Source organism: Syntrophotalea sp. (assembly GCF_050253115.1).
Taxonomy (GTDB): Bacteria; Desulfobacterota; Desulfuromonadia; order Desulfuromonadales; family Syntrophotaleaceae; genus Syntrophotalea; species Syntrophotalea acetylenica.
This window is the reverse complement of record NZ_JBFWJQ010000063.1, coordinates 1-13650: the sequence shown is the minus strand read 5'-3', so window position 1 is coordinate 13650 and position 13650 is coordinate 1. Positions and strand designations below refer to the sequence as shown.

9 protein-coding genes and 1 tRNA gene are annotated in these 13650 nt (G+C 60.1%); 5 read left to right on the top strand and 5 right to left on the bottom strand.

Going from position 1 to position 13650, the window contains the following annotated elements; genetic code table 11:
* A partial coding sequence (locus tag AB7E65_RS08105; protein WP_428745623.1) for a catalase occupies positions 1-1350 on the top strand: 1350 nt, incomplete at its 5' end.
* Positions 1351-1514: 164 nt separating this feature from the next.
* Positions 1515-2264, top strand: a complete 750-nt coding sequence (locus AB7E65_RS08100) for a hypothetical protein (RefSeq protein WP_320360883.1) — start codon at positions 1515-1517, stop codon at positions 2262-2264.
* Between the two features lie 70 nt (positions 2265-2334).
* On the opposite strand, the gene AB7E65_RS08095 is transcribed toward AB7E65_RS08100, so the two are convergent.
* From AB7E65_RS08095 to AB7E65_RS08075, 5 genes are all read right to left on the bottom strand, one after another.
* Complete coding sequence (locus tag AB7E65_RS08095) at positions 2335-4494, bottom strand: lipopolysaccharide kinase InaA family protein (RefSeq protein ID WP_428745622.1); 2160 nt, start codon at positions 4492-4494, stop codon at positions 2335-2337.
* A gap of 200 nt (positions 4495-4694) precedes the next feature.
* Entirely contained in the window at positions 4695-5897 is a 1203-nt protein-coding gene (locus AB7E65_RS08090; RefSeq protein WP_072285877.1) for an ABC transporter permease, read from the bottom strand.
* On the bottom strand, positions 5897-6604 hold the full coding sequence (locus AB7E65_RS08085) for an ABC transporter ATP-binding protein (protein ID WP_428745621.1): 708 nt from the start codon (positions 6602-6604) through the stop codon (positions 5897-5899). The genes AB7E65_RS08090 and AB7E65_RS08085 overlap by 1 nt, the downstream gene beginning before the upstream one ends.
* Positions 6601-7902, bottom strand: coding sequence for an efflux RND transporter periplasmic adaptor subunit (locus AB7E65_RS08080; RefSeq protein ID WP_428745620.1), 1302 nt, complete (start codon positions 7900-7902; stop codon positions 6601-6603). Before AB7E65_RS08080 ends, AB7E65_RS08085 begins: the two co-directional genes overlap by 4 nt.
* Positions 7899-9362 carry an efflux transporter outer membrane subunit gene (locus AB7E65_RS08075; protein WP_072285880.1) on the bottom strand — a complete coding sequence of 488 codons (1464 nt, stop codon included), beginning with the start codon at positions 9360-9362 and terminating at the stop codon, positions 7899-7901. The genes AB7E65_RS08080 and AB7E65_RS08075 overlap by 4 nt, the downstream gene beginning before the upstream one ends.
* Positions 9363-9848: 486 nt before the next feature.
* Here AB7E65_RS08075 and AB7E65_RS08070 point away from each other — a divergent pair, with 486 nt between their 5' ends.
* From AB7E65_RS08070 to AB7E65_RS08060, 3 genes are all read left to right on the top strand, one after another.
* Entirely contained in the window at positions 9849-12536 is a 2688-nt protein-coding gene (locus AB7E65_RS08070; RefSeq protein WP_428745619.1) for a cation-translocating P-type ATPase, read from the top strand.
* A 198-nt stretch (positions 12537-12734) separates the two neighbouring features.
* Entirely contained in the window at positions 12735-13409 is a 675-nt protein-coding gene (locus tag AB7E65_RS08065; protein WP_072285882.1) for a DUF4126 domain-containing protein, read from the top strand.
* A gap of 23 nt (positions 13410-13432) precedes the next feature.
* Positions 13433-13508 (top strand) — tRNA-Thr (locus AB7E65_RS08060).
* The last annotated feature ends 142 nt before the right edge of the window (positions 13509-13650 follow it).

Sequence of the window (13650 nt, the reverse complement as noted above, 5' to 3'; positions counted from 1 at the left end):
CTGGAAAAAATGGCCAATTTCGACCGCGAGGTGATCCCCGAACGCCGCATGCATGCCAAAGGGTCGGGGGCTTACGGCGTTTTTACCGTAACGCATGACATCACCCGCTACACCAAAGCGAAAATTTTCTCCGAGGTCGGCAAGAAAACCGAGATGTTCGTGCGTTTCTCCACCGTCGCAGGCGAGCGCGGTGCGGCCGACGCCGAGCGGGATATCCGTGGCTTTGCCATGAAGTACTACACTGAAGAAGGCAACTGGGACTTGGTCGGCAACAACACGCCGGTGTTTTTCCTCAAGGATCCGCTGAAATTCCCCGACCTCAACCATGTGGTCAAGCGCGATCCCCGCACCAACCTGCGCAGCGCCAAAAACAACTGGGATTTCTGGACCCTGCTTCCCGAAGCCTTGCACCAGGTGACCATCACCATGAGCGACCGCGGAATCCCCTGCTCCTACCGGCACATGAACGGCTACGGCAGCCATACCTACAGCCTTATAAACGCCAAGAACGAGCGTTTCTGGGTCAAGTTCCATTTCAAGACCCGGCAGGGCATCAAGTGCCTGACCGACTGCGAGGCCGAAGCAGTGATCGGCAAGGACCGGGAAAGCAATCAGCGCGATCTTTACGAAAGCATCGAGAAAGGCGATTTTCCGGGCTGGAAGATGCAGATCCAGATCATGACCGACGAGCAGGCGCGCACCTGTCCCTTCAACCCCTTCGACCTGACCAAGGTCTGGCCCCACGGCGACTACCCGGTAATGGATGTCGGTGAATTCGAACTCAACCGCAACCCGGACAACTACTTCGCCGAAGTCGAACAGGCGGCGTTCAACCCGGCCAACATCGTACCGGGCATCGGCTATTCGCCGGACAAGATGCTGCAAGGGCGACTGTTTTCCTATGGGGATGCACAACGCTACCGGCTCGGCGTCAACCACCACCTGATCCCGGTCAACCGCCCCCGCTGCCCGTTCCACAGCTACCATCGCGACGGTCAGATGCGCGTCGATGGCAACTACGGCAGTACGCTCGGCTATGAGCCCAACGGCTACGGCGAATGGCAGGAACAGCCCGAATACGCCGAACCGCCGCTGGAACTCTCGGGGGCGGCGGCGCACTGGAACCACCGGGAAGATAATGACGATTACTACAGCCAACCGGGCGACCTGTTCCGGCTGATGAGCCCCGAACAGCAGCAGGCCCTGTTCGGCAACACCGCCCGCGCCATGGGGGACGCCCCGCGCGAAATCAAGATCCGCCACATCGGCAACTGCATGAAAGCCGATCCGGCCTATGGCCGGGGCGTCGCCGAAGCCATGGGCATTCCGCTGGAGGAGATCCCCGAATAAGCGTCATCGCACGGCAAGGGCACTCTCCAAAAAGATGGAAGACCTGTCGTTTATGGCCGGGGCCAGGTTGCCTGAGCGCACCGAAACCCCGGCCTTTTTATGGGGACCGCCTCTTGCGCGAGGGCCCCATCGAAATCCAACTTTCAGATCCGGGATGGTTCTTTATGAAATCGTTCAATTGGCAGGTGCTGCTCGGTGCCACGTTGCTGCTGTTGTCCATTCTCGTCTATATCCTGCATTACCTGATCTTCAAGGATCTTCACCATATTCTTATTTTCCTGGTGGAGGACATAGCGTTTGTATTTGTGGAAGTTTTGCTGGTTACCCTCATCATTCACCGCGTACTGCAGGAGCGGGAGAAAAAGGAGCGCCTTGAAAAACTGAACATGGTGATCGGGGCTTTTTTCAGCGAGGTGGGAATCGGCCTGTTACGCCTGATTTCAGGATGGGACGCTCAGTCCGAAAATATCGAAGCAGCCCTTGATACGCGGCAGGACACCGCCAGTGAAGGCTACAGAAAGTTGTGCGGATATCTCAGGAAGCACAGCTATCAGATTGATCAGAAAAAGGCTGAATTGACAAAACTGAAAGAATTCCTGGGGCCGAAGCGCGATTTTCTGCTGAGACTGCTGGAAAACCCGAATCTTCTGGAACATGGAGCCTTTACGGATGTTCTCTGGGCGGTGTTTCATCTGACCGAGGAGCTTGAAGCCCGGGAAACCTTCGATGGGTTGCCGGCTTCCGACAGCACCCACCTGTGTGGCGATGCAGGGCGCGTCTACGGGCAACTGAGCCGGCAGTGGCTCAACTATATGCAGCACCTTGAAGCGGCTTACCCCTACCTTTTTTCACTGTCCTTGCGAAAAAACCCTTTTGACCGCAATGCCTCGCCCATTGTGCAGGGCCCGCTTTAATCCAGAGTGGACAATGGCCGTCCCTGCCACAGGGACGGCCAACGGGTGGATCAACAAAGCGGCTGGCGTTTCAGCGTTGCTTGCGAAACATGCCCTTGGCGGATTTTTTGCCGCCCTGCTTGAATTCGTAGTACCGCACCGCCCATCGCCACCACGCGGGCAGCGGATGCCCGAGGCGCCTGCAGTATGTCTGGATAAAGAGTTCACGATCCGGCCAATCCAGCTTGTAACAGATCCGCATCAGATCCAGCACGCGATGCCTGTCGTTGACCTCCTTCAGCACCCGGGCGCGGCCGATGTCGATCAGGTAGGGTGTTATGCGGCCGTCGGCCTTCTGGGTAAGCATCAGGTTGCCGACGGAAAGATCCCGATGCAGGATGCCGGCCTGGTGCATTTGGAATATGAAGCCGCTCAGCATATCGAACCACTGCTGCTTATCGTAGCCACGGTAGCCGGACTCCCCCTGGCTGAAGGCCCGGCAAACGTGACGGGAGGAAAAAGCGTCTGGAATATACTCGCAGATATAATAACTGTCCCGGATGCCGCTGAAGCGATGACGCTCGTAAAAAGCGATGGGCGTCGGGGTACCGATGCCGTGCCTGAGCATGTGCGCTGCCGTATTCCAGTGCCGCACGCCCTTGCTGGGCTTGAAAAGATAGGCCAGTCGCTTGATGCCCCGGGGGCGGTTGAACTTCACGGTGAGCTGCTTTGCCGGATCCTGCGGATGTGCGATATTCCACAAGCGGTTGCGCCGGTCGCGCAGCACTTCGCGCTCGGGAAGGCAGGTCAGATTTTCCGGGGCCAGAAGATCCCCGAGATCTCCGGACGGGCAATGACGGCTGCGAATAAAAGCGCCGCGCCACGCCTGGTTTCGCCAGGGCATGCCCTGCAGGTCGGGAAGATGGGGATATATGATTTTCGAATCGCAAGTGTTCATGACAGACAGATGCTCCGGCAGAAATTGCTCACGCAGCCCCGGAAAATCGATGAACAGGGGCCGCTCGTTGATAACCGTGGGAAAAGCGACGGGATTGCCGCGAAAATCCGAGAAAACGGCACCCTGCAGTTGATCCGCACCATAAAGATCCGACAGCCGCAACGCCTGGCCGTCGCGGCACCAGCCAACGTGAAAGAGCCGTCCGTCGGAACCGGTGAAGGCAAAAAGCCTCGCCCCCCGGCTGTGACCCGACACCAGGTCGCAACGGGCGCCGCGCAGCCGGCGCGCGACATGACCTAGCGCGTGAAACGCAGGCATAACGACCAATGCGTCGACCGCGCCGCGCACCGACCGGTAAAAGGTTGATTGGTCGACCTTGGGATAGCCGCAGGCCCGATCGTCGATCAGCCCGTCCCGGCCACAGATCATCGGCCCCCAGAAAACCCGGTCCAGAGCACCACTGCTGGCGGCCAGCAGCAGGTAGCGGATCAGATAGTCGACCTTCTTTTCCTGGGGAAACACGGACCAGCGCATCAGGCGCCTGGTGGACCAGAATTGACAGGTCGCAACGGTCTTCAGGCACCCGGCTCTTTTTCCCAGGCCTTGCAGCAGGCGGGCTTTTTTTACCAGATCGAACCCGAGCAGATAGGTCGCCCAACGCCCCAGCACACGATGATCGCGTGCTTCCGGTTCGATAACCCGCTCCACAAACAGGTTGTTGGTATGGATCCGCGGCACGTGGCCCATGCGCCGCATGGCGTTGAGAATGACGGCATTATAAAAAGGCTCGAAATCCTGCACATTGGGACCGGCCAGGGTCACAGCGCGGGGCGCGGCCTCTTCGCAGGCAATCTGCCAGGCCCGCAGGTAGCCGCTGGGCCTGAAGCCGGACCACCGACGGCGGTTGGGCGTGCTGCCGATCTCAAAATCCGCGACTTTTCCGGCATAGCGGCCAAAAACCCCGCGAACAAAATGCCGCCAGCGCTCCCGGCTCTGGTTATCGGTCAACATACGCGCGGCGTCCTCTCGTGGAGGAAGCAGCACCAGGCTGACCGTGAACTCGGCGGACAGAAGTCTGTCAAGCATCCTCTGCGCCGGGCCGTTCAAACTGCAATAGGAAAAAGCCAATCGGACATTGCGGATATCGAGCTCCCGCAAGCGGGCGATCACGTAATCATCGCAGCGTTCATCTTCGGAGGTCGCAATGTTGATGCCGAAAAAATCCTCGGGAATAGATAAAGCATCCCCCCGCCGCCGCGCCGATCGCCTCGAACCGGAAAGTGAACAAAACACGGCGGCCAGATCCCGGGCGGCCAAAAGCAGGCAAAAACGAAATTGATGGAGTGTATTCAAAACGTACCGGACCAGTTGAAAGAATCTTGAAGGAATGCCTGTCCAAGCAGAACGGCATTATGCCTTCGCGGCAATACGAATGTCCACTCCAAACCTGTTAAATTCCGTCAACCCCGTATTATCAGCGAATCACCCCCCTCTCACTCATGGCGCAAAGCGTCGATAGGATTGAGGGCCGCGGCGCGCCGGGCGGGAAAATAGCCGAAAATCACGCCGATGGCCGCAGAAAACACAAAAGCCAGCAGGTTGATGCCCGGATTGAAGAGATAGGGAATTCCCATCAGCCCGGCCAGAAGCATGGAGGCCACGGTGGCCAGCACGATCCCGACCAGACCGCCGAGGCTCGACAGCACCACCGCCTCGATCAGAAACTGCAGCAACACCTCTCTCTCCAGCGCGCCGATGGCAAGACGGATGCCAATCTCCCGGGTGCGCTCGGTCACCGACACCAGCATGATATTCATGATGCCGATGCCGCCAACCAGCAAACTTACCGCCGCCACAGCGCCCAGCAGCATGGTGAGTATTTTGGTGGTGCCGGTCAGGGTTTCCGCGATCTGCCGCGTGTCCATGACCCGGAAGTCGTCGTCTTCGGTTTCGGAAATATTGCGCCGCTCCCGCATCAGCAGGGCCAGCTGCTCCTTGACCTTGTCGATCGAGGCGCCATCGCGCACCGAAATCATCAGTCGATTGATGTCCTGGCTGCCGGCCAGCCGGCGCTGTACGGTACGCAGGGGCATCACCACGGTGTCGTCCTGATCCGATCCCATGGCCGATTGCCCCTTGGCCTTGAGCAAACCGACGATTTCGCAGGAAAATTGCTTGATGCGAATCTCGGCACCCAGCGGATTCTGTCGGCCGAACAGCTTTTCACGCACCGTTTCGCCAATGACGCACACCGCTTTGCCCGACCGCTGCTCGGCTTCGCTGAAAATCCTCCCGGATGCCAACTCCCAGCTGCCCGCGTCGAAATAATCATCGTTGCTGCCGGCAATGGAGGTCGACCAGTTTTGAGCCTGGTATACGGCGGTCGCCGATGCGTTGACCACTGGCGCCACCAGACTGGCACCACTGATCTGGTTGCGAATGGCTTCGACATCGGCACTCTTGAATTTGGGCGCATCCGCCGAACCGGGGCCGAAACGCTGGCCCGGCATCACCATCAGCAGGTTGCTCCCCATGCTGGAAATCTGATCGGCTACCGACTTGGTGGCACCATTGCCGAGGGTCACCATGGTAATGACGGCGGCCACACCAATGACGATGCCAAGGATGGTCAGAAAAGAGCGCATCAGGTTGCGCCGAATCGCCCGCAGAGCAAGCAGCAGCGTATTCCACAGCATCAGGCCACCTCCCCGCTGGAACGATCCGATTCTACCTGGCCATCGACAAAGCTGATGACCCGCCGCGCGTAAGCCGCCATGTCCGGTTCGTGGGTAACCATCAACACGGTGATGCCCTGTTCGCGATTGAAACGCCCTATCAGCTCCATGATTTCCCGGCTGGTGCAGGTGTCGAGGTTACCGGTGGGCTCGTCAGCCAGCAACACCCTGGGACGGGTAACCATGGCGCGGGCGATGGCGACGCGCTGCTGCTGGCCTCCGGACAGTTCGGCCGACGTGTGATGTTCCCATCCCTTGAGTCCCACCTGTTCCAGAGCAGCCCGCGCCGCGGCATGCCGCGCCGCGATCGGCTCGCCGCGATAGATGAGCGGCAATTCCACATTCTCGAGAGCGGTGGTGCGGGACAGCAGATTGAACCCCTGAAAAATGAAACCGAGAAAATGCCGCCGCAGCAAGGCACGCTGGTTGCGCGACAGGGCCTCGACAGCCACCCCCTGGAACTGGTAACTGCCGCCGCTGGGCGTATCGAGGCAACCGAGGATATTCATGGTGGTGGACTTGCCAGAGCCGCTGGGACCCATGACCGCCACGAACTCGCCGGCATTGATCCTCAGATCGATACCTTTAAGCGCCTGGAACGCTGCCTGGCCACTACCGTAAGTCTTGGTGATCCCGACAAGCCGGATCAGAGGTGACGATGCGTTCATGATTTTGAACTCAGCATTTCGGTAATCACTTCCACACCTTCTTGTAATTCATCGCCCAAAATCTCGGTGTAGCGGCCATTGGTGGCGCCAGCTTTCACCTGTACCGACACAGCCTGCCCGTCACGCAACACCCAGACACGCTGCAAGCCGTTTTGCGTGCCTGCCGACCCTTGGGATTTTTGTGTCGGACGGGGCGGACGCGGTATCAGTGACCCGACCAGCCCCCGGCCCGACGATTTGGCCGGCGCGGCTTCCGAGGGACTGAAGCGCAGCGCGGCATTCGGCACCAGCAGGGCATCCTTGCGCGTGACGGTAGTGATCACGGCTGTAGCGGTCATGCCCGGGCGCAGAATAAGATCATTATTGTCAACCTGCAGTACCGCGGGATAAGAAATAACCCCATCGTCGTCGGCCGCGTTGAACCCGACCCGGGTAATCGTCGCCTCAAAGGTTCTGCCCGGCCAGGCATCGACGGTGAAGCGGGCCTTGAGCCCCGCTTTCACCTGACCGACATCCGCTTCATCCACATCCACCTCCAGTTCCATCTGGGAAAGATCCTCGGCCAGGGTGAACAGCGTCACCGCCTGCAGTGAAGCCGCCACCGCCTGCCCCGGATCGACCGCCCGCTCCAGCACCACGCCGTCGATGGGCGAGCGGATATGCGCCTTATCGAGATTCGTTTCATCGCTGCGCAATGCGGCCTTGGCCTCGGCGATGCTCGCCCGGGCACTCGCCAGATTGGCCTGGGCGCGGGAATATTCGGCCTCGGCGGTTTCCATCTCGGTGCTGGACGGCACCTTGCCATTGGATAAATCCCTGACCTTCCGGTATCGCTGGAGTTTGAGGCGCGTTTCCTCGACCGTGGCGCCAGCCTGCTGCAGACTTGCTTCGGCGGCCTGCACCGTTGCTCTTGATTTGGCGACGGCATCCTCGAACTTCGAAAGATCGAGTACCGCCAACACCTGGCCTTTGCTGACCCGATCATCGTCATCGACGTACACTGCGTCGATAGTGCCGGACATTTCGCTGCCGACTTCCACCTTGTTGGTCGGCTCGAGATTTCCTGTAGCCGTTACCGTCACAATCAGGGTGTCGCGGGCCACCTTTTCAACCAGATAGCGCGGCTCTCCGCTGTCACCGCTGCCCCGCAGCAGAAAATAACCGGCTACCAGCAACAGAACCGGCAACATGACCAGGGCCCAGCGCCAGCGGCGCCTGCCGCCGCGCTTTTCAGCGGAAAGAAGCGTTTCGAATGCGATTTCGGACGTGTTGTCATTGGGGGGGGAGGTATCGTTCATGACGCGTTCCTGGTGTCTTCGGGTTGGGAGTTAGGCGACCAGCCACCGCCAAGAGCCTTGTAGAGCTGGATCTGGGCGCCGCTCAGCTGGCCAGAGCTGGAAGCAAGATCGTTTTCAAGATTGAGCAGGGTACGTCGGCTGTCAAGCACGGTGAGAAAATCCGTCAATCCACCGGCGTAACGCTGCTCGGCCAGTTGCAGGGTTTCACGCGCGGACTCCGCCGCCTGCTCCAGCCGCTGCCGCCGCTCGTCCGCATCCGCCAGCGCAGCCAGCGCGTTTTCCACATCTTCAAGGGCGGTCAACACCGCGGATTTGTACCCCAGAAGAGCCTGTTCGAGCAGAGCGTCCTGCGTCGCGATGTTGGCTTTAATGCGGCCCGAATCGAAAATCGGCGCGGTGATGGAAGCGAGCAGTGAATAGACAGATGCACCGCTGTTGCCAAGCGCTGACAGGGCAAAAGCCTCCAGCCCGATGGACCCGGAAAGATTAAAGCGTGGATAGCGTTCTGACTGGGCCTCGCCCAGCCTCGCGGTTTGTGCCGCCAGGCGGCGTTCAGCCGCCCGCACATCGGGGCGCCGACGCAGCATATCGGCCGGGATGCCAAGCGCCGCCGAGCGCTCCGCCAGGGGGATGACCCCGGTGGCTGCCAGGCGATTCATCAATGCGCCCGGAGCGCTCCCAAGCAATACCGCCAACCGGTTGCGGGCCTCTACCATGGCGGTACGCAGGGCGGGCAACCCGGCACCTGCGCTCTCGACTTCGGTGCGCGCCTGGGCAACATCCAACTGTGAGACCAGACCGGCCTGCAGGCGCCACTGGGCAAGCTGCCGAATCTCCTCCAGCGCCGCGATATTGGCCTCAGTGACCGCCAGGCGACGTTCCGCGGTGCGCAGATCCACGTAATTCAGCACCACCTCGGCCACCAGCGATACCTGCGTATCGCGCAGGCTCTCGACGCTGGCTTCGACATCCGCCTCGGCAGCCTCGACCCCGCGACGCAGACCGCCGAACACATCGGCCTCCCAGCCCGCATCGAAACCGGCGCTGTACAGTTCACGGCTATTGCCTCCGCCGGTTTCCTCACTGGACTGGCTGCGGGAAGCCGAAGCGGACACATCCACCGACGGTCCGAGCTGCGCCCCGGCCAGAGCCCGCCGCGCCCGCGCCTCACGCAGCTGCGCCCGGGCCGTGGCCAAATCGAGGTTGGCCGCCAGCGCATCGGCCACCAGTGCCTCAAGCACCGGATCGTTCAACTCGCGCCACCAGCGCGCCATATCCGTCGGGGCGGAGACAGTGCGCTCCGCGTTGGCGCCCGGGTCGGAGCGACTCCAGGCCGAAGGCACATCCACCGACGGCGTTTGATAATCGGGGCCGACCGCAACACATGCCGCAAGGCCCGAACCGGCAAATATCGCCAACATGCATGAACCCAGTTTTTTCTTCACCTTGCAGAACCTCATCTATTGCGACATCCTTCGAATCATCGATAAAAACCCGCCCCCTGCGAAACAGCCTGACGGTAATGACTGATAACAGAAGATATTGCAGGAAATATGGATAGAATGCACAAAAAAATCCCCGGCAGGAAGAGCCCCCGAGAAGATCGCTCCGAAAGCTGCCTTGAAACAGGCGATGGGTCTGCCCGACACCGCCTTTTCAAGGGTCGCTCAAAAAAACCGTCCCCGGGCGACGTCAACAAAGGGGTGTCCATCCTGAAACTCCGGATGGATACAGCGTGGCTTTCATATGGGAAAGGGGCCATTTCCCGGATGACAAAAAAATTACCCTGCGGTTCCTTGAAACCATGGGCATCCGGCGGATCTGCTGCATTTGCCCCGTCAATTTTGATGATCGACGGATCTTCTGACATGATATCATGGGTCTGAATGACAGACCGAAATCACAGATAGCGTGCCTCAAGCAACAGATCAACGGGAAAGGTGCCCATGGACAACAACACAGAAATGCAGCATTGGCATGTCCTCTCGGCGGCCGAAGCCCTGTCCGCCCTTGGCGCCGATGCCGACAGCGGCCTGAGCGCGCAGGAGGCCGGCGAGCGGCTGGCCCGGTTTGGCGAAAATCGCTTGCGGGAGGAGACTCCACGCCCGCTCTGGTTGAAATTTCTCGACCAGTTCAAGAGCCTGATGGTCATCGTCCTGCTGGTTGCCGCCGTGCTGTCGCTGGGCATCGGGGCGGCCAAGGATGCCGTCGTGATCCTGGTCGTCGTGGTGCTCAACGCGCTGCTCGGCTTTTACCAGGAGCATCGGGCCGAACAGACCCTGGCGGCCCTGAAAGGCATGCTGGCCCTGCGTGCCCGGGTGCGGCGCGACGGCCGGATGCAGGAGGTGGAGGCGGCTGGCCTGGTCCCCGGCGATATCGTCCTGCTGGAAGCGGGCGAGCGGGTACCGGCTGACGGCCGCCTCCTCGAAGCACACAGCCTGGAAATTCAGGAATCGGCATTGACAGGGGAATCCCAGGCCGTTGGCAAATCGAGCGCGGCTTTGCGGCAACAGGATCTGCCCCTCGGTGACCGCAACAACATGTTATTCATGAACACCGTTGTGACGCGCGGCCGGGCAAAAATGCTGGTAACCGGCACGGGCATGCAGACCGCCATGGGCGGGCTGGCCGAAACCATTGCCCTGACCCCGGATTCCCCGACGCCGTTGCAGCGGCAGCTCGACGTTCTGGGTAAACGCCTGGCCGCCATCGCCGGCATCGTGGTGCCGGTGATTTTCACCCTCACCGTTCTACGCGGAGCCGGTTGGACCGATGCCGCCATGACCTCGGTAGCCCTTGCCGTTGCGGCCATACCCGAGGGGTTGCCCGCGGTGGTGACGGTCACCCTGGCGGTCGGCATGTGGCGCATGGGGCGCAAGCAGGCCATTCTGAAAAAACTGGCCGCCGTGGAAACCCTGGGTTCCACGACGGTGATCTGCACCGACAAAACCGGGACCCTTACCCTCAACCAGATGACGGCTCGCGCCGGCTGGTGCGCCGGGCATCACTTTACCGTAACCGGCCAGGGCTACGAACCGCAAGGCGACATATCGGGCTGTGACGAACGTCCCTTGACACCCCTGCTGCTGGCTGCCGCCCTGTGCAACGAATCGCGGGTAAACGATGGCCAGCTAATCGGCGACCCCACGGAGGGTGCGCTCTACGTGCTCGCCGAAAAAGGCGGCATCGATCCCCTGATCGAACAGCAACGCCGCCCCCGTATCGCCGAAATACCCTTTGATTCGGAGCACAAGTTCATGGCCACCTTCCACCATCGGGGCGACATCGTGGACATGTACATCAAGGGGGCGCCCGACGTGCTTCTGGATCATGTTGATCACTGGTTGGGTGACCATGTTCCGATGCCGGTGGATGAAGCAACGCGCGCCGTGATCCGTGCCGAGAATGAAACCCTGGCCGGACAGGCGCTGCGTGTTATCGCCATGGCCCGGCGCGAGATCCCCGCAAACACCTTCGATCCCGCGGCTGACCTGTGGCAATGGGCCGGAGGCTGGACATTCCTGGGGTTGGTGGGGCTGATGGATCCGCCGCGCCCGGAGGCGGCACAAGCCATCGCCCGCTGCCGCGAAGCAGGCGTGCAGGTCAAGATGATCACCGGCGACCACAAGGCAACGGCAGCCGCCATCGCACTGGAGCTCGGCCTCGATGGCGAGGTGACCACCGGCGCCGAAGTGGAGCGCATGACCGAAGCGGAACTGTGCCGGGCCATACCCGGCATCACGGTTTTTGCGCGAGTCGCGCCGCAGCACAAGGTAAAAATCGTCAAAGCCCTGAAAGCCATCGGTCACGTAACCGCCATGACCGGCGACGGCGTCAACGACGCGCCGGCGCTCAAGACCGCCGACATCGGCATCGCCATGGGCATCACCGGCACGGCCGTGGCCAAGGAAGCGGCAACGCTGGTCCTTACGGACGACAATTTCGCTACTATTGTGCATGCCGTGGAAGAAGGCCGCCTGATTTACGACAATATTCTCAAATTCGTGCGTTTCCAGCTGTCCACCAACATTGCCGCAATTCTCACCGTCCTTGGCGCTACCCTGGCGGGTCTGCCGGTACCTTTTACCGCTATCCAGTTGCTCTGGATCAACATTATCATGGATGGGCCGCCCGCCATGACACTGGGTGTCGAACCCGCCAGGGCAGGATTGATGAAAGAAGCGCCTCGCACGCCGGGAACCCAGATCCTCCCGACAGAACGTCTGCTGCGCCTGGTTGTCTACGGCTGCATTATGATGGCCGGCACCCTTGCGATTTTCACCTACAGTCTGAAGCGGGGAGATACCGGCACCGCGTCGTTGACCATGGCTTTCACTACCTTTGTGCTGTTCCAGTTTTTCAACGTCTTCAACGCCCGTGCGGAACACGAAACCACCTTCAACGCCAACTTCCTGCATAACCGCAAGCTCTGGCTTGCCCTGAGCGGCGTGCTGCTGCTGCAGGTGGTGGTGGTCCACTGGCCATTGGCACAGGCGGTATTCGGCACGGCCTCCTTGAGCGCTGCCGACTGGCTGCTGAGCACAGCGGTAGCCTCCAGCGTATTGCTGACCGACGAAGCCAGAAAACTGCTGCTCCGACTCCTCAACAAAAGCCGGAAGCGAGCCAGAGCCTGAAGCGGGGACAGCACCACGTTGCCCTTTAAACAGAATCCCTGTCATCGAGGGAGAACACCTCCGGATCCGGGGAGCCCAAGAGTTCAAAACGGCAAAACCGTTGTCCTTGTAAACCGCAGCCCTTGTGAAAACGTCGGTTACCAAGGTATATGTAGCAAGAAAACCCTTCCCGGGATAAGAAAACGACAAGGAGACACCATGGAACAACTGCATGAAATTGCCAGCATCATCGCTCTGACCATGGGAGTAGCCTGGGCCAGCGGAATCAACCTGTACGCCACAATCCTGGTGCTTGGCCTGCTCGGCGCAACGGGCGGCATGGTTCTTCCGGAAAACCTCATGATTCTGACCGAGCCGATGGTCATCGGAGCGGCAGGCCTGATGTATGCCGTGGAGTTTTTCGCCGACAAGGTTCCGGGGGTGGATACCGGCTGGGACGGCCTGCACACCTTCATTCGCATACCTGCCGGCGCCCTGCTGGCTGCGGGCGCCGTTGGCGAGGTGCATCCGCCGCTTGCCCTGGCGGCGGCGATCGTCGGCGGCGGCCTCGCCGCCGCCACTCACGTGACCAAGGCCGGAACCAGGGTGTTGATCAACACCTCACCGGAACCGCTGAGCAACTGGGGCGCTTCTCTGAGCGAGGATCTTGTGGTCGTTGCCGGCCTCTGGGTCGCCCTGAATCACCCGTTGCTGTTCATCGGCCTGCTTATCCTGTTCATTTTACTCATGATCTGGCTGCTTCCGCGGATATGGACAATAATCAAAAAAATCTTCGGGTCCCTTGGACGGCTGTTCAGATCCGCAGAAAAGCCTGACCGCCCGAGCCCTGCCCCCACCCCGAAAGAGATTGACATCCCGCCCGATTTAGGCTAAATACATGGACCTCATAGAGTTTCGCCACCCTAGCTCAGCTGGTAGAGCAACTGATTCGTAATCAGTAGGTCGTCGGTTCAAATCCGATGGGTGGCTCCAGTAAAAACAGGCACTTAGGATGAATTTTTAAGTGCCTGTTTTTTTGTATTTCAAATTCGCTGACACTTTTTAGGGACTAAATTCTTTTTCAGATTTTTCCCAGGCATCCGCAAGAGCCTTATATGCGTCAGAGAACCCATCT

Bases quoted from the DNA above. Each gene is read 5' to 3' on its own strand.
- AB7E65_RS08075 (WP_072285880.1), bottom strand. From the start codon at position 9,362: ATGAGGTTCTGCAAGGTGAAGAAAAAACTGGGTTCATGCATGTTGGCG.
- AB7E65_RS08065 (WP_072285882.1), top strand. From the start codon at position 12,735: ATGGAACAACTGCATGAAATTGCCAGCATCATCGCTCTGACCATGGGA.
- AB7E65_RS08080 (WP_428745620.1), bottom strand. From the start codon at position 7,902: ATGAACGATACCTCCCCCCCCAATGACAACACGTCCGAAATCGCATTC.
- AB7E65_RS08085 (WP_428745621.1), bottom strand. From the start codon at position 6,604: ATGAACGCATCGTCACCTCTGATCCGGCTTGTCGGGATCACCAAGACT.
- AB7E65_RS08070 (WP_428745619.1), top strand. From the start codon at position 9,849: ATGGACAACAACACAGAAATGCAGCATTGGCATGTCCTCTCGGCGGCC.
- AB7E65_RS08090 (WP_072285877.1), bottom strand. From the start codon at position 5,897: ATGCTGTGGAATACGCTGCTGCTTGCTCTGCGGGCGATTCGGCGCAAC.
- AB7E65_RS08100 (WP_320360883.1), top strand. From the start codon at position 1,515: ATGAAATCGTTCAATTGGCAGGTGCTGCTCGGTGCCACGTTGCTGCTG.